Genomic DNA, 15894 nt, shown 5'->3' on the forward strand with positions numbered 1-15894 from the left:
CACCAGCTGCTTGTGAACGCTAACAACGGGCCGGCCGGAGTCGAGTATTCGGCATCTTTCCGCACTTGTAAAGGGCGTTCTCAAAATTCGACAGTCCGCGATGCGTTGCCGCGAAATTGTGACCCGAGCTACTTGACGGTCCAGATTGTTAGCGTTCACAATGATCCACAGAGCGCATCAGCTCACTTGCAGCAACGGCGGTGTTTGTAGTCTCCCGCCTGCATGTAACTACGCTTCCGGGAGGATGTTGTGTTTAAGAAATCCCTGCTTGCGGTGGCCGCCGCATCGATGCTGACCCTCACTGCCTGCGGCGGATCCGCCGGCGCCGGCAGCGCCGGCGGCAACTCCGGCGGAGACAAGATCACCATGGGCTTCGCCCAGGTCGGCGCCGAGAGCGGCTGGCGCACCGCCAACACCAAGTCTGTCCAGGACTCCGCCAAGAAGGCCGGCATCGACCTGAAGTTCTCCGATGCCCAGCAGAAGCAGGAAAACCAGATCAAGGCGATCCGCTCCTACATCCAGCAGAAGGTGGACGTCATTGCCTTCTCCCCCGTGGTGGAGTCCGGCTGGGACACCGTGCTGAAGGAAGCCAAGAACGCGAAGATTCCGGTCATCCTGACGGACCGCGCGGTGGATTCCTCCGACAAGACGCTCTACAAGACGTTCCTCGGCTCCGACTTTGTCGAGGAGGGCAAGAAGGCCGGGGAATGGCTCGTTGAGCAGTCCAAAGCGAGCGAACCGGTGAACATCGTGGAGATCCAGGGCACAACCGGTTCCGCGCCTGCCAACGACCGCAAGGAAGGGTTCGCGGAGGCCATCAAGGCTGATCCTGATCTGAAGATCATCGCGTCCCAGAGCGGCGACTTCACCCGCAGCGGCGGCAAGCAGGTCATGGAGGCATTCCTCAAGAACAACCCTGACATCGACGTCGTGTTCGCCCACAACGACGACGAGGGCCTGGGCGCGATCGAGGCAATCGAAGCCGCGGGCAAGGTTCCGGGCAAGGACATCAAGATCATCACGATCGACGCCGTGAAGGACGGCATGACCGCCCTGAGCAACGGCAAGATCAACTACATCGTCGAGTGCAGCCCGATGCTTGGTGACCAGCTGATGGATCTGGCCAAGAAGGTCGTGGCCGGCGAAAGCGTGCCCGAGCGCGTCGTCACCGAGGAGACCACCTTCACGCAGGAGCAGGCCAAGCAGGTTCTGGCCACCCGCCCGTACTAACTGGTACTGAACGGGCCCCGAACGTCCGTGCGGCGGCGGATGACCGCCGCCGCACGGGACACCATTCACAGGAAAGACACGAGGATGAACGAAATCGTTCCGGTCGTCGAGATGACCGGCATAGCTATTGGATTCCCGGGGGTCAAGGCGCTCGACGGCGTCGACTTCCGCCTGTTCCAAGGTGAGGTCCACGCCCTGATGGGTGAGAACGGTGCCGGCAAGTCAACGCTGATCAAGGCCCTGACCGGCGTGTACACCATCGACGCCGGCGCCATCACGGTGCTCGGCGAACCGAAGCGGTTCTCCTCGCCCGGGGAGTCCCAGGCGGCCGGCATCAGCACGGTCTACCAGGAGGTCAACCTCTGCCCCAACCTCACTGTCGAGGAGAACGTCCTGCTGGGCCGGGAACCACGCCGCCGCGGCGCCATTGACTGGAAGGGCGTGCGGGCACGGACGCGGGAGGTGCTGGCCGAACTGCAGCTGGACCACATCGACCCCGGCTCGCTGCTGTCCACGCATAGCATTGCCGTCCAGCAGCTCATCGCGATCGCCCGCTCTGTGGAGATCAACGCCAAGGTCCTGATCCTGGACGAACCGACGTCGAGCCTTGACGCCGATGAAGTCAGGCAGCTCTTCCGTGTGATCAGGGACCTCCGGGACCGCGGCGTCGCCATCCTCTTCGTCTCCCACTTCCTCGAACAGGTCTACGAAATCTCAGACCGCATGACGGTCCTGCGCAACGGCAAGCTCGTGGGCGAATACCTGACCCGGGACCTCTCCCGGATGAGCCTCATCTCCAAAATGATCGGCAAGGACATGGAAGCCCTGGCCGAACTCGACCAGGGCACCGCGCGGACCAGCTCCGGCGCCGGCACCGGCGGTACCCCGTTCATCGAAGCCAGGGCCCTTGGCCGGAAGGGCTCGGTGTCCAAAGTGGACCTGGCCATCCACCCCGGCGAGGTCGTGGGCCTGGCGGGCCTCCTCGGCGCGGGCCGGACCGAAATCGCCCGGCTCTTCTTCGGTGCCGACAGGGCCGACGAAGGCTCCATCAAAATCAAGGGTGCCGGCCAGAAGATCCGGTCCCCGCGCACCGCCATCGACAAGCGCATCGGCTTCTGCTCCGAGGACCGCAAGGCCGAAGGCCTCATCGGCGACCTCACCGTCCGCGACAACCTGGTTTTGGCCATGCAGGCCAGCAAGGGCTGGGCGCGCCGCATCCCCCGCCGGGTCCAGGACGAACTCGTGGCCGAGTACATCAAAACCCTCGATATCCGCCCGGCCAACCCCGAGGCACTCATCAAGAACCTCAGCGGCGGCAACCAGCAAAAGGTGCTCCTGGCCCGCTGGCTGGTCACCCACCCCGAACTCCTGATCCTCGACGAGCCCACCCGCGGCATCGACATCGGAGCCAAGACCCAGATCCAGAAGCTCGTCAGCCAGCTCGCCGCGGACGGCATGTCCCTTCTCTTTATTTCCTCCGAGCTCGAGGAAGTCCTGCGCGTGAGCGACCGCATCGCCGTCATCAAGGACAGGGCGATGGTCGCCGAAATCAACAACGACGGCGTCTCCGTGGAAGACGTCATGGCGGTCATCGCCGGAGGTGCCCAATGAAATCCCCCATGAAATCCTCAGTGAAATCCCTTCTGAAACACCGGCTTGCCTGGCCGGTCATTGCCCTGGCCGCGCTGCTGCTCCTGAACCAGATCTTCCGGCCCGACTTCCTGAGCCTCCGCATGCAGGACGGCCACCTCTACGGCAGCCTGATCGACATCATGCGCAACGGCGCACCCACCATCCTCATCGCGCTGGGCATGACCCTGGTCATCGCCACCCGCGGCATCGACCTGTCCGTCGGCGCGGTGGTGGCGATTGCCGGCGCTGCCTCCTGCACCTACATCGCCGCGTCCCCGGAGCCCGGTTCCCCGGTGACGGCCGCCATGGCCGTCCTGATCGCCGTCGTCGCCGCCCTTGTCCTGGGCGTCTGGAACGGCTTCCTGGTGTCCACCATCGGCGTCCAGCCGATCATCGCCACGCTGGTGCTCATGACGGCCGGCCGCGGCATCGCCCAGCTCATCACCGGCGGCCAGATCATCTCCGTGTCCAACGACCACTACAAGTCCATCGGCGCCGGCTACCTGTTCACCCTGCCGGTCTCCATCCTGATCACCGCGGCCGTTTTTGCCGTGGCCGCCGTCCTTACCCGCCGCACTGCACTGGGAACCCTGATCGAAGCGGTGGGCATCAACCCGGTGGCCAGCCGCCTGGCCGGGCTCCGTTCGCGGAACATCATCTGGATTGTCTACGTCTTCAGCGCCGTGTGCGCCGCGGTTGCCGGGCTGATGATCAGCTCCAACGTCACGGCCGCCGACGCCAACAACGCCGGGCTCTACATCGAAATGGACGCGATCCTGGCGGTGGTCATCGGCGGCACCTCGCTGGCAGGCGGGCGGTACACCCTGGTGGGAACCGTCGTCGGGGCCTTCATCATCCAGACGCTGACCACCACTGTTTACACCCTCGGCATCCCGCCGGAAGTAACGCTGGTGTTCAAGGCGCTGGTGGTCATCACCGTATGCCTCCTCCAGGCTCCCCGGGCACGGAAACTGTTCAGCAGCCTCAAGGCACCCAACTCCGCCACTCCGGAAGCCACAAAGGAAAAGGTCGCGATCTGATGTCTCCCCTGTCCACGCTTTCGCCCCTGACCGTCAAGAAGCCGTCGCCGGCGCGCCAACGGCTCCGCGGCGGCGCCCGCTACGCGCCCACGCTGGCCACGGTGGGCCTGTTCCTCGCCATGTTCGCCGTGGGGGCCGGCATGTACCCGAGCTTCCTCTCCGGCCAGGTCTTCCTGAACCTCTTCATCGACAACACGTTCCTGATCGTGCTCGCCGTCGGCATGACCTTCGTGATCCTTACCGGCGGCATCGACCTCTCCGTGGGGGCCGTCGTCGCCCTGTCCATGATGGTGAGTGCCACGCTCCTGCAGCAGGGCTGGAACGCGGGCGCCGTCATCGTCCTGGTCCTCGTGATCGGCGGCGGGCTGGGGCTCCTGATGGGGCTGATCATCCAGTACTTCGACATCCAGCCGTTCATCGTGACGCTGGCCGGCATGTTCCTGGCGCGCGGACTCTGCTACGTGATCAGCCTCGACTCGATCCCGGTCACCGAAGGCTTCTTCACGGGAATGGCACAGGCGCAGATTCCGCTGCCGGGTGACCTCTTCGTCTCTCCCGGTGTGCTCCTGGCCCTCGGGATTGTGGCTGCGGCCTTCTTCGTCCTGCACCACACGCGCTTCGGCCGGACCGTCTACGCCATCGGCGGCAACGAGCACTCCGCCATGCTGATGGGCCTGCCGGTGAAGAGCACCAAGATCCTCGTCTACGCACTGAGCGGCCTCTGCTCCGCCATCGCCGGCATCCTGTTCTCCTTCTACAGCCTCTCCGGCTACAGCCTCGCGGCGCAGGGCATGGAACTGGACGCCATCGCCGCGGTGGTCATCGGCGGCACGCTGCTGACCGGCGGCACCGGCTACGTCCTGGGATCCGTCGTCGGGGTGCTGGTGCTGGGGATCGTCCAGACCTTCATCGCCTACGACGGCACGCTCAGCTCGTGGTGGACCAAGATCGTCATCGGCGGCCTGCTCCTCGTCTTCATCCTGCTGCAGCGGCTCTTCGCCCGGAAAGCCGGCTGACCGCCCCGCCCCGCTCCCTGCCGTTCCGCACGTCAGTTCCCGCACGTCAATTCCCGCACGTCAATTCCCGCACGTCGAAAGGACTTTTCAGCATGAATGATTCCCTCAACCGCCAGTTCTCCCGACGGTCGTTCCTCGGCACCGGAACCGCCGCAGCCGCAGCTTTCGCCGTCGCCGGAGCGGGCGGCGGGGCGCTGGCGGCGGCACCCGCCGCTGCCGCCGCCGTCGATCCTTCCCCGCTGATCAACCCGGTGGTGCCGCAGCGGGCGGATCCCTGGCTGATGAAGCACACGGACGGCAAGTACTACTTCACCGGCTCCGTGCCCGAGTACAACCGCATCATCGTCCGCTCCTCCCCCACGATCGCCGGGCTGGGCAGCGCGGCGGAAGCCGTCGTCTGGACCCGGCCGGCATCCGGCACCATGGGCGGGCACATCTGGGCACCCGAGCTGCACTACTTCGACGGCCAGTGGCACATCTACTTCGCGGCGGGCGACAGCAGCGACGTCTTCCGGGTCCGGATCTACGTCATTTCAACTGCCGACGCCGATCCGGCCACCGCCGTCTGGGGGCAGCCGGTGCGCGTGTACACCCATGCCGACACCTTCTCCCTGGACGCCACCACCTTCGAGCACCAGGGCACGCGCTATCTGCTGTGGGCCCAGAGCGACACCGGTGTGAACTCCAGCCTGTACATCGCCTCCATGTCCTCGCCGTCCACGCTTTCCAGCACTCCAGTCCGCATTGCCGTCCCGACGCTCGACTGGGAGACCCGGGGCTTCAAGGTGAACGAGGGCGCCGCGGTAATCAAGCGCAACGGCCGGATCTTCGTAACCTTCTCCGCGAGCGCCACCGACGCCAACTACTGCATGGGCCTGCTGACCGCAGACGCCTCTGCCGACCTGCTCAACGCTGCGTCCTGGCAGAAAACGCCAACGCCCGTCTTCACCACCAACGAGGGATCCAAGCAGTACGGGCCCGGCCACAATTCCTTCACCGTGGACGAGGCCGGCAATGACGTGCTGGTCTACCACGCCCGGTCCTACCGGGCCATCGTGGGCGACCCGCTGTACGACCCCAACCGCCACGCCCGGGTCCAGCGGCTGTACTGGAACGCGGACGGCACCCCGAACTTCGGTGTGCCGGTGGGCGACGGCGAACTTCCGGTCCGCCTGGAACCTGCCTCCGCGCCGGGCACCTTCCTGGCGCACGACGGCGTGACGGTCACCGCTGCCTCCTCCCCCGCGCTGGGGGCGTCCCAGTTCCGCATCGCGTCCGGCTATGCCAAGAAGAACTCGGTGGTGATCGAGCCGGTCCTGACCAAGGGGCGCTACCTCCGGTTGCGGGGAGCAGCGGTGACCATCGCCACCACGGAGGGGTCGTCGTCGGCCTTCCTCAAGCGGAGCGGCCTGTCGGATACCGCCGGCGCCTCCTTCGAGTCGGTCGACGTTCCGGGGTCCTACCTCGTGCTTCGGCAGGGCGCCCTGGCCGTGGCGAAGGTACGCAAGGAGGAACGGCCGGCCGCCACATTCTTCCTGCGGTCCTAGCGGCTTAGCCCTCCCACCCCAATGGGTAGGCAGGACTGTCAGAAAACGGCGTTACCCCATCCTCTTCGGTTCGGAATCATGGATATCAGCAGAAAAACAGCCAAACGTTTTGAACCGAAAGGATAGACCAATGACCCGTGAAGAAGCCTACGCAAAGTGCCCGCAGGACTCGTATGTCGAGTTTTACGGCGGCCGGTGGCTGGTGGTTCCTTTCGCGCCGGTGGAGCAGCCGCAGTTCTTCGTTTGCTCGCCGGAGAGCCTGCGGAGCTTTTAGCACGGGTTTAGCGCCAGCCGCACCGCCGGGGCTGGCAATAGGCAAAATGGCGGCGGGGAATATCCCCGCCGCCATTTTTCATGCGCAAATAAATTACCAGCCCATTTGCCGAATGCAGTTATTCATTTCGCAAATTAATGTTTTATCGGGCCAGCCGCCGCCACCCTGCCCGCCCGGGCCGTGGGGCGGTTCCGGCTAGCTGCCGCCGCGGAGCGCCGCCGGGGAGCAGACGAAGAAGGCGGGCTGCTCCACCTGGGCGAACGGCACGACGAGCCAGCGGCCGCCGTAGAACTCTACGTACGAGTCCGGGGTGCACCGTGCGAAGGCTTCCTCCCGTGTCATTGTCTTTCCTCCATCAAGTCTGGGATTGCTTTCCTGTAATAAAAGTACGTCAGTGAATTCACCTGCGGGAGGCCTTTTGGGCAACTTCCATGAGAAATTCGGCCACCGCTTTTGCCATTGGAGTTAACATGTTGGAAACATGGAGTTAACATGCCGGAAACATTGGTTCGCGGCCGGACGCCCCGGCTGCGCCAGGAAGGACGCCCCGAGCTGCGCCAGGAAGACGGCCCTACGAGGATGCGCGGGGAGTCAGGACGAACAGGCTCGCGAGCACCATCACCATGCCGAGCCAGCCCAGCACGGGCAGCCGTTCACCCACGACGACGACGGCAAGAATGGCGGCGACAACCGTCTCCATCAGGGACAGGCCAGTAGCTGTACTCGCACGCACGCGCGCCAGCCCCCACCCAAAGAGAACATAGCCAGCGAACATGGGGACAAGCGCCATGTAGGCGCCCACGGTGAAGTTGCCCCACGACTCAAGGAGCGGCCCGCCGGTCAGCACGAGCACAGGCATCAGGAGCACTCCGCCCAGCCCGAACACCGCGCCCATGGCGGCCCGGGATGGCACTCCCCCGCTGATCAGGCGGTGGGCGGCCCATGAGTACAGCGCGTAGGTGGCGCCCGCCACGAGCCCCAGGGCGACTCCCGCCGGGACGGCCCAGGCCTGCGAGACGGCACCCGGCCGCCCGGCACTGTCACCGGCAAAACACAGGAGTCCGGCGCCGGCCACCCCGATCAGCGCGCCAAGCATCCAGCCGCGGGTCAGCTCCTTGCGCTCTGCCAGCCGCTCGATGACCGCAGATGCGAGCGGGGCGGAGCCGATCGAAATCACGGTTCCGAGTGCCACACCGGACAGGTGCATGGAGCTGTAGAAGGCGAGCGGGTAGACCGCGACGGCAGCTGCCCCGAGTGAGACAAGCTGCCACCGGCCCCGGAGGCCGGCCCAGTGGCCTGCGATCGGCCGCGCGGCGTACAGCGCCTGCAGCAGCCCGCCCATGCCCATGGCCACCGCGCCGATCGCCAGCGGACTCACCGAGGGCGCGAAAGTGGCAACCGTCCCGGTGGTACCCCAGAGCGTCGATGCGGCCACAACGAAGACAGCCCCCAGCAGCGCCCCGTTCATCCGGCCGGGGACCGCCTTCACAGCTGCCCCAGCATGTGGGCGGCGATCATCCGGGCTTCATGCAGGCAGCGGTCTCCGCCTTCGAGGCCCGCCCTGGCCATCGACCCCTCGAGCAGGAACGCCAGATGCCTGGCAGTCCCCGCAGCCAGCTCATCCTGCTGTGGGAGCAGCTCCGCCACATGCCGGTGCAGGAGCGCCTCGACCTCTTCCTTGTGCTGCCGCACGGCCTGCCTGCCGGGAGCGCCCGCCGGCAATTCGGCGGCGGCGTTGAGCAGGCCGCACCCCCGGAATCCGCGCTCGTAGGCAAAGTTCGCGTGGTCAATGTAGGCGTCGAACACGGCGAGGACGCGGCCCTTCGGAGTGTCAGCCGCCGCGGCCCGCCCGCGGTACAGGGCGAGCCATTCCTCGTGCCGAGCGGCGAGGTAGGCGGCCACGAGATCGGCTTTGGAAGCGAAGTTGTTGTAGAGGCTCTTCTTGGCCACACCGGCGGCGGCGGTGATTGAGTCGATGCCCGTGGCCGCGACGCCGTCGGCGTAGAAAAGCCGGGCCGCAGCCTCGAGCAGCCTGGCACGCGCGGGCCGCCTGGTTGCCGGCGGGCGAACAGGAGCAGCAGCCATGGGGACCCTCCGGGAGTGCAGTGCGGTTCAGGTAAGTAGGTAGACCAGACTACCTACCTGAGGTGACTGTGAACAAAACCCGCCGTCCTGCCCGGCACGTGGCCCCCTATTGACGACCACGCGGCGCCCCGTGAAACGTTGGGCGGGAAGCGACGGCAGCGCCCGGAACCCATACCTGACTGGGCGGGCTGGAAAAGGAGAGTTCAGTGAGCGAGAAGTTGCGGTGGGGCATCCTGGGCAGTGCCCGCATTGTCCGGAAGACAATTCCGGCGTTTCAGGGAACGAAAAACGGCGAGGTCGTTGGCATCGCTTCCCGCACCGAGGAAAGGGCCCGGGAGTATGCCGACAAGCATGGCATCCCGCAGGCGTTTGGCTCCTATGAAGCGTTGCTGGCTTCCCCGGACATCGACGCCGTCTACATTCCGCTGCCGAACACACTGCACCTCGAGTGGATCCTGAAATCCCTGGACGCGGGCAAACATGTCCTGTGCGAAAAGCCTCTTGCGATGAGCGCCGTCGAGGTTGAGGAGATTGCCCGCAAGGCCGAACAGACTGGGCTCAAAGTCCTCGAAGGCTTCATGTACCGCTTCCACCCGCGTTTCGAGAAGCTGCAGGAGCTGCTCGCTGCCGGCGCCGTGGGCAAGGTGACGTTTGTCCACGTTGCCCACTCCTTCGATGCAGGCAGCGGCGACAACATCCGCTGGTATTCCGGGCTCGGTGGCGGCGCCCTTTTTGATACGGGGTGTTACTGCGTCAACGTGAGCCGCATGGTCACAGCGGAGGAGCCGGGCGACGTCGCCGCATTCGGCAACTACCGCGACGCCAACGACGGAGGCCTGGTGGACACCAGCATTGCGGGGGTGCTGCGCTTTCCCGGCCATGCAACCGCGCTTTTTGACACCGGGGTGAACCTGGAGCGCCGCAACTACCTGGAGGTCACGGGCACCGAGGGCCGGCTCTACCTCGACAATCCTTTTGGACTCCTGGAGGAGGATTCGGTCCTGGAGGAGCATCACTTCGGGCAGGACACGGTTTACCACAAGGTCGAGGGCGTCAACCACTTCGTACGGATGGGCGAACACTTCGCCGACAGCGTCCTGAACGGGACGCCGCTCCGCTACGACCTCGCCGATGCGGCAAACAACGCACGGGTGCTGGAAGCCCTTGACTCGGCTGCGCGGAAGCAGGAAGGGGCCGATTAGTCATCCCCGGGGTACTCCCAGGCCCAGCCGCCGATGCCATTCGGGATCCAGGCGACCTCGCCGGCCGGCGTCGTTACATCAAGGATGACGACGCCGTTCAGCTTTCGGTCCTTGCCGAAATAGTCAGGCAAAAGCTTTGTCTTATCGGCAAGGCAGCTGTGCTCGATGGAGGACCCGACGGTGTCCATCTGCTCGCCGTTGGAGGCATAGCCCTTCCAGTAGTGCGGGCGGAAACTGATCTGGCCAGGCTGGCCATTGATTTCCAAGGGGCCGGAGAACGTCGGGGTGGTGACGATCTCCAGGGCTACGGCCATGGCAGTTCCCTGTGGGGACGGTGCGTCAGGCGCGTCGCATTCGACGGGCTCAATCGACGTCACCTTGAAGGTCATCGTAGGAGGGGCATCATATCCGTCGGTAACGAGTACCGCCGTTTCACCGATCTCCTGGACCACCTGTCCGCGTTCGTTTTCATTGCCGGCTGCGGCTGCTTTGGGGGCAGGCATTGCTCTCGGCGTCGATGCGGCTGCGACTCCGGCTGGCGGTGCTGCCTGGGGCTGCGGGCTGGCGCATGCAGTGAACATCAGCGCCAAGAGAGCAGTTCCGGTGACGACCCGAAAGGTTTTCATTTTCTCTCCATACATTTAATGGACAGATGCGATGTGGTTATGGTAGCCGCAGGCCTGCCGCCTTGGAATAGGTGCGGCGCATGCTTGGCCAGGTTCAGCGAACTGCCCCCGGGTGGTCCCCGGGGGCAGTTCGAGTCCGGCGCCCTTGCTGGTTCTAGCGGAAGATGTTGTAGGGGTTCCAGCCGCTGCCAACAATAGTCCGTGCACCCCACGTCCCTCTGCTGAACGGGTAGTGCGCGAGCCGGCCGTCGTTGAGCCTGGCCATGAGGCCGGAGCTTCCCGCGGCAAATCCGGACACGGCCGTGATGCCGTTGATGCCGTTCCAGCCAGTGCCGACGGTACGCCTGGCTTCTGCGGCGAAGCGGCCGGTCCCGGTGGAACGGTACAGCACCAGCTTGCCATCGGTGCGTTTGGCCAGCACGTCCTGCCGCCCGTCCTGGTCGAAATCAGTCATAGTGAGGTACAGGCCGCCCCAACCGGTCCCGCTCCTGATGCGGGATGACAGCAATGATCCAGCGCTGTTGCCGTAGTACCACAGGGTTCCTGCGCTGTCATAGGCAAGAATTCCCGGATACCTGCCAGTTGTGCGCCATCGCCCGACCGTGACGTGGTAGCTGCCCCAGCCGTGTCCGATGGCCCGGGCGGGCAAGAATCCGCCACCGGGCCTTCCGGGGTAGAAGCTCAGCCGGCCGTCGTTCCATTGCGCGATGAGATCGAAAACGCCGTCGCTGTTCCAGTCCGTCACGAAGCCTTTGTTCAGCCCGAGCCAACCAACGCCGATCTTTTGCCGGGGCTGGAACCCGCCCCGGGCGTTTGCCGCATAGTTCCACAGCACGCCGTCGGATCCGGCAGCGACAACGTCGGCTGCGCTGCGGATGGATGGCCTGGAGGTGGACGGGTTGGTGGTGGGCGGCCGCGAAGCCGTGAACGTCCAGGTTTTGTTGGTCACCAGGGCGTTGCCGGCAGCGTCCTTCACTCCATTGGCGCCGCCCTTGATGGTCGCCGTGTACGTCGTCCCCGCGGCCAAACTGGCAGTGGGGTTCAAAGTGGCTACCCTGCTCGTGCTGTTATACGCCACAGTGGCCGGCACGGCCGTGGTCCCGGCGGTCAGCGTGAACGTGGCGGGGGTGACTGTCGAGGCATTCATCGCCTCGGAGAACGTTGCCGTCACATTCGCCGTCGCCGCGGTGCCGGTAGCGCCGGCTGCCGGAGCCGTACCCGCCACCGTGGGAGGCGTTGTATCGTCTCCGGCTCCGCTGCCGGGTTCGTAAAAGTGCCAATACCGGCTGGTGGCGTTCACGTCGGCGAGCACCAGCACACCGCTGCTGGCCGTGCCCTGCGCCGCGCTGTTGAGGTTCTGCTTGGTCGACGTTACATTGTGCACGTACTGGTCGGCGTCGACTATGCGGGCAGTCTTGCTGGTGGTGAAGCTGATGTCGTTCAGCGGCGTGGATTTCTCATAAATCGCACCCCCCGAGGTGCTGCAGACGCCGGCGTTCGTCGTGCCGCTCGGCTTGGGATAGGTGGCGAAGGTACGCAGCCTCTGCGTGCTTTCGTCAATCATGACGATCACGCGGTTCGGGCACTCCGACACCGTCGCGATGGTGTGCGCCGACCACGCCGAGCCGTCGAACGTCAACAGCTGGATCAGCGGCTGGGACGCCGAGGTGAATGAGGTCTTGGTGGCGGCGAAGACGCGGCCACTATTGGTGGAGTCCAGCCACTTCAGGTTCATGTGGTCGTCCCCGCTGCGCTGCCCGGACACCGCCGCCACAGGAGTGCTCCAGGCGCTGTCCGCCGCTCCATCATTGTGGACGCTCCAGTACATGCCGTCAGTAGCGTCGCCGACCTGCCGGCTCCACATCACGCCGATCTTGCCCGGTCCGAACGCGATCAGGGCCGAATCGTCGTCCACGGACACATTGGCCAATGCTGCAGGAAGCGGGAACGGAGTCCCCCAGGTGGTGCCGTCCGTGGCGGTGACATTCACATAGATCCGGTTGTCCTGCGGCCATGTGGCCCACACGCGTCCGGTGGAGTCCTTGTCGATGGACAGGGTCTCAGTGGCATGGTTGTTGATGCTTTGGCTGCTCTCCAGCACGTACGTCTTGGTGCTGGAGTTGTAGCTGTAACGCCGCATGGTCGTCGGGGAGTTCGGCTGGGCCGGCAGACCGTCGTTGACGAACCGGTAGCTTGCCACGAAGAGCGTCGTTCCGTCCCACAGTACGTCGTGGTGGGTGTTGGGCCGCGTCTCCGTCCGCACACCGGTATCGACCCATGAGCTCGCGTCGGCATTGAACCGGAAAATATGGAAATCCGCGGTGGCGGTGTCCCACAGGTTTCCCCACCAGATGCCGTCGTTGAACCACAGTTCATTCGATTGCCGCTTCGTGCCCGTCGGAGTACCGGTCCCGGCGTGCGAAGGGCCTTCAACCCCCACGTCACCCGGAGCAGCGGCCGCGTTGGGCGGCACCGGCGCCACCAGGGCGCCCAGCGCAAGCAGCGTCGCTGCCAGCAGGGCTACGCCCAGCCATGAAGAATTGCGGTCCCTGCCGCGCCCGTCGGGGCGAAAAAACGTATAGTCCGTGCTGATCCGCCTAGGATTGTTCACTAGCCTCACCACTCCCCAAAGTTGTGTGCCTATGCCCGTCCCTGAGCAACCGCCCCCGCTGACTACAGGAAATCAAAGCGCATACTGTTGCGGACCCGGCACCTTGCCTTCTCTCCCACCACGTAACAGGTTCGCTCGGGCAACTTATGAAAAGCTTTGGGATTCCTTGGGGCTAACCAGTTTTAGGGGGGCTGGTGTCCGCATGCCGCTTGCGTTCTAAATGGTCAGGCGACGACCGTGATCCAGTCCCCGTCGATCACGACCGTTAGAGGCGTCAGGGGTCGGCGTGCCGGCCCTGTGATGACACTGCCGTCCGATCCCTTGAAAGTCGAGCCATGACAGGGACATTCGAAGGTCGTCCCGGCCGGCGCCACCGTGCAGCCCGCGTGTGTGCACGTGGCGTCGTAGGCCAGGACACTGCGGTCGTCAGGTCTGGAGACAACCACAGTCCTGCCATTGGCTTTCCCTGCGGCGGTATCTCCGACGTTAATCTCGCTGAGCTTACCGATTCGGAAGGGACGGCCGCTTGGCGGTGAAATGGGAGCCTCCGGGGTGGCAATGCTGCCCGGAGGGGAGACGGAGCAGGCGGACACGGCCAGCGTGCCGCCCGCGGCCGTAACAGCCGTACCCAGCAGCAGGGACCGTCGAGGCAGGGGCTTCTCCGCATTCATGGAACTATCGTGTCAGGTGAGAGCATCGGATCAATGGCAATGATCATCCTGCTCGTGCGCGGCACCGACGTCGCCACTGGGGAACACAGCACCGGAGAGATCCTCGCGGAATTCACCATCGGCCCCACCCGCGGCTACAGCGAAAAAACGCAACACCCCCGGTCCGAAGACCGGGGGTGTTGTCGATTTGTGCGCGAAGGGGGACTTGAACCCCCACCCCCTTTCGAGGACTAGCACCTCAAGCTAGCGCGTCTGCCATTCCGCCACCCGCGCAGGTAGGCCTCCGGGTCCGGGCCAACGCCTCAGCGTGGCACTTTTTCCCGAAGCAGCGAGAAAGACCTTAGCACGAAGCTTCCGCCATTCGTGAGTTTGTCCTGTAGGGCCGCGCATGAAGGGTCAGACAGCGGCCCGGTTTGGCCCACGCCCCTGCCCTAGCATGGCGCGCCCTCCGGCTTCCCATGACGTGCTCCGATGCCAATCAGGGATGAAGCTAATCTGTGTCTTGCTTCACAGCATTGTCAGCGATAACATTGTCCGTAATTGTTAGCGCTAACAGAAATGTTGGGGCAAGCCGGACGTAGAACTCCGGTGGTAACAGCCTCCGGTGCCGGTCCAATGGAGACGCGGAACGGCCTCGGTACGCCGGACACAAGTGGCCGGCCCCGGCGGAAAGTACATACGCTTTCCGCTCAAGCACCGATTCGTGGTCCTACCAGGCCACGGAAGGAGAATAACGTGAGAATCAAGAAACTCCTGGGCGCCGTCGCCGTCGTCCTGGCTGTCACGGTGGGGGCCACCGGCTGCGGCAGCCGTCCCGGCGCCGCCTCCAGCTCCAGCAGCGCCGACGCTGCCGGCGCTCTGGTGGGGATCTCCATGCCGACGCAGACGTCGGAACGGTGGATCGCCGACGGCAAGAACGTCTCGGAGTCCCTGGCCAAGCTCGGCTACAAAACGGACCTGCAGTACGCCAACGACGACATCCCCACGCAGGTTTCCCAGATCGAGAACATGCTGACCAAGGGTGCGAAGTCCCTGATCATCGCGGCGATCGACGGCACCACGCTGACGGACGTCCTGGCCAAGGCCAAGGAGCAAAACGTCAAGGTCATCGCCTATGACCGGCTGATCAACGGCACGCCCAATGTGGATTACTACACCACTTTCGACAACTACGAGGTGGGTGTCCAGCAGGCCACGTCACTGCTGACCGGTCTGGGCCTGGTGGATGCGTCCGGCAAAAAGGTCGAGGGCAAGGGCCCGTTCAACGTGGAGCTCTTCGCGGGCAGCCCGGACGACAACAACGCGAACTTCTTCTGGACCGGCGCCATGGACACCCTCAAGCCGTACCTGGATGCTGGCACCCTCAAGGTGCCCAGCGGCCAGACCAAGTTTGAACAGGCCGCCATCCTGCGCTGGCAGGCAGCCACCGCCCAGAAGCGGATGGAGGACATCCTCACGGCCGCCTACGGTTCGGGCAAAAAGCTCGACGGCGTGCTGTCACCTTACGACGGCCTCTCCATCGGCATCATCTCCGCTCTGACCAGCACCGGCGGCTACTCCAAGGGCGCCCTGCCGGTGGTGACCGGCCAGGACGCGGAAAAGGGCTCGGTGAAGTCCATCGTGGCCGGCGAGCAGTACTCCACGATCTTCAAGGACACCCGCAAGCTCGGCGAGCAGGCCGTGAAGATGGTGGACGCGGTCCTCAAGGGCCAGGAGCCCGAGACCAACGACACCGAAACCTACAACAACAAGGTCAAGGTGGTTCCCGCCTTCCTGCTCAAGTCCGTCATCGTCACCAAGGACAACTACAAGCAGGAACTGATCGACTCCGGTTACTACACCGACGCCGACATCAAGTAGGCGCAGCACCAAAAGGCGTGGCGCCCGCAGCCGCGGGCGCCCCCCACCCCCCACAGATAAGACCAGCGGGAATTAAACAAATAACCGAACCAAAATTAAG

General features: G+C 64.7%; 14 protein-coding genes and 1 tRNA gene. 8 read left to right on the forward strand and 7 right to left on the reverse strand.

All coding sequences use genetic code 11. From position 1 onward, the window contains the following. Positions 1–249: 249 nt before the first annotated feature. From ACFUTU_RS00110 to ACFUTU_RS00135, 6 genes are all read left to right on the forward strand, one after another. The gene (locus tag ACFUTU_RS00110; RefSeq protein WP_377959737.1) at positions 250–1230 is read left to right on the forward strand and encodes an ABC transporter substrate-binding protein; all 981 of its coding nucleotides are present in this window, start codon (positions 250–252) and stop codon (positions 1228–1230) included. 84 nt (positions 1231–1314) lie between these two features. Then, positions 1315–2841: a sugar ABC transporter ATP-binding protein gene (locus ACFUTU_RS00115; RefSeq protein ID WP_377959738.1), complete on the forward strand. Its 1527-nt coding sequence runs from the start codon at positions 1315–1317 to the stop codon at positions 2839–2841. Positions 2842–2861: 20 nt separating this feature from the next. Next, on the forward strand, positions 2862–3902 hold the full coding sequence (locus tag ACFUTU_RS00120) for an ABC transporter permease (RefSeq protein WP_377959739.1): 1041 nt from the start codon (positions 2862–2864) through the stop codon (positions 3900–3902). Beyond that, a complete protein-coding gene (yjfF, locus tag ACFUTU_RS00125) occupies positions 3902–4918 on the forward strand; it encodes a galactofuranose ABC transporter, permease protein YjfF (RefSeq protein WP_377959740.1) in 1017 nt (338 codons plus the stop codon). The genes ACFUTU_RS00120 and yjfF overlap by 1 nt, the downstream gene beginning before the upstream one ends. A gap of 92 nt (positions 4919–5010) precedes the next feature. Then, the gene (locus tag ACFUTU_RS00130) at positions 5011–6465 is read left to right on the forward strand and encodes a family 43 glycosylhydrolase (protein WP_377959741.1); all 1455 of its coding nucleotides are present in this window, start codon (positions 5011–5013) and stop codon (positions 6463–6465) included. 130 nt (positions 6466–6595) lie between these two features. Next, positions 6596–6739, forward strand: a complete 144-nt coding sequence (locus ACFUTU_RS00135; RefSeq protein WP_377959742.1) for a hypothetical protein — start codon at positions 6596–6598, stop codon at positions 6737–6739. A 195-nt stretch (positions 6740–6934) separates the two neighbouring features. Here the strand turns inward: ACFUTU_RS00135 and ACFUTU_RS00140 are convergent, their stop codons facing one another. The 3 genes from ACFUTU_RS00140 to ACFUTU_RS00150 form a co-directional block, all read right to left on the reverse strand. Next, the gene (locus tag ACFUTU_RS00140) at positions 6935–7081 is read right to left on the reverse strand and encodes a hypothetical protein (RefSeq protein WP_377959743.1); all 147 of its coding nucleotides are present in this window, start codon (positions 7079–7081) and stop codon (positions 6935–6937) included. 229 nt (positions 7082–7310) lie between these two features. After that, a complete protein-coding gene (locus ACFUTU_RS00145; RefSeq protein WP_377959744.1) occupies positions 7311–8207 on the reverse strand; it encodes a DMT family transporter in 897 nt (298 codons plus the stop codon). Positions 8208–8224: 17 nt separating this feature from the next. Beyond that, positions 8225–8824, reverse strand: a complete 600-nt coding sequence (locus tag ACFUTU_RS00150) for a TetR/AcrR family transcriptional regulator (RefSeq protein WP_377959745.1) — start codon at positions 8822–8824, stop codon at positions 8225–8227. A gap of 206 nt (positions 8825–9030) precedes the next feature. Here ACFUTU_RS00150 and ACFUTU_RS00155 point away from each other — a divergent pair, with 206 nt between their 5' ends. Next, the gene (locus tag ACFUTU_RS00155; RefSeq protein ID WP_377959746.1) at positions 9031–10026 is read left to right on the forward strand and encodes a Gfo/Idh/MocA family protein; all 996 of its coding nucleotides are present in this window, start codon (positions 9031–9033) and stop codon (positions 10024–10026) included. On the opposite strand, the gene ACFUTU_RS00160 is transcribed toward ACFUTU_RS00155, so the two are convergent. From ACFUTU_RS00160 to ACFUTU_RS00175, 4 genes are all read right to left on the reverse strand, one after another. Further along, positions 10023–10652 carry a hypothetical protein gene (locus ACFUTU_RS00160; protein ID WP_377959747.1) on the reverse strand — a complete coding sequence of 210 codons (630 nt, stop codon included), beginning with the start codon at positions 10650–10652 and terminating at the stop codon, positions 10023–10025. The two genes, ACFUTU_RS00155 and ACFUTU_RS00160, sit on opposite strands and share 4 nt — an antisense overlap. A gap of 154 nt (positions 10653–10806) precedes the next feature. Continuing rightward, complete coding sequence (locus ACFUTU_RS00165; RefSeq protein WP_377959748.1) at positions 10807–13263, reverse strand: Ig-like domain-containing protein; 2457 nt, start codon at positions 13261–13263, stop codon at positions 10807–10809. Positions 13264–13487: 224 nt separating this feature from the next. After that, a complete protein-coding gene (locus tag ACFUTU_RS00170; protein ID WP_377959749.1) occupies positions 13488–13934 on the reverse strand; it encodes a Rieske (2Fe-2S) protein in 447 nt (148 codons plus the stop codon). A gap of 190 nt (positions 13935–14124) precedes the next feature. Beyond that, positions 14125–14207, reverse strand: a tRNA-Leu gene (locus ACFUTU_RS00175). Positions 14208–14669: 462 nt separating this feature from the next. Here ACFUTU_RS00175 and chvE point away from each other — a divergent pair. Next, positions 14670–15794 carry a multiple monosaccharide ABC transporter substrate-binding protein gene (gene chvE, locus ACFUTU_RS00180; RefSeq protein ID WP_377959750.1) on the forward strand — a complete coding sequence of 375 codons (1125 nt, stop codon included), beginning with the start codon at positions 14670–14672 and terminating at the stop codon, positions 15792–15794. Positions 15795–15894: the final 100 nt, after the last annotated feature.

Source organism: Arthrobacter sp. NPDC057388 (assembly GCF_042668165.1).
GTDB lineage: Bacteria > Actinomycetota > Actinomycetes > Actinomycetales > Micrococcaceae > Arthrobacter.

Bases quoted from the DNA above. Each gene is read 5' to 3' on its own strand.
- ACFUTU_RS00115 (WP_377959738.1), top strand. From the start codon at position 1,315: ATGAACGAAATCGTTCCGGTCGTCGAGATGACCGGCATAGCTATTGGA.
- yjfF (WP_377959740.1), top strand. From the start codon at position 3,902: ATGTCTCCCCTGTCCACGCTTTCGCCCCTGACCGTCAAGAAGCCGTCG.
- ACFUTU_RS00130 (WP_377959741.1), top strand. From the start codon at position 5,011: ATGAATGATTCCCTCAACCGCCAGTTCTCCCGACGGTCGTTCCTCGGC.
- ACFUTU_RS00135 (WP_377959742.1), top strand. From the start codon at position 6,596: ATGACCCGTGAAGAAGCCTACGCAAAGTGCCCGCAGGACTCGTATGTC.
- ACFUTU_RS00140 (WP_377959743.1), bottom strand. From the start codon at position 7,081: ATGACACGGGAGGAAGCCTTCGCACGGTGCACCCCGGACTCGTACGTA.
- ACFUTU_RS00145 (WP_377959744.1), bottom strand. From the start codon at position 8,207: ATGAACGGGGCGCTGCTGGGGGCTGTCTTCGTTGTGGCCGCATCGACG.
- ACFUTU_RS00150 (WP_377959745.1), bottom strand. From the start codon at position 8,824: ATGGCTGCTGCTCCTGTTCGCCCGCCGGCAACCAGGCGGCCCGCGCGT.
- ACFUTU_RS00160 (WP_377959747.1), bottom strand. From the start codon at position 10,652: ATGAAAACCTTTCGGGTCGTCACCGGAACTGCTCTCTTGGCGCTGATG.
- ACFUTU_RS00170 (WP_377959749.1), bottom strand. From the start codon at position 13,934: ATGAATGCGGAGAAGCCCCTGCCTCGACGGTCCCTGCTGCTGGGTACG.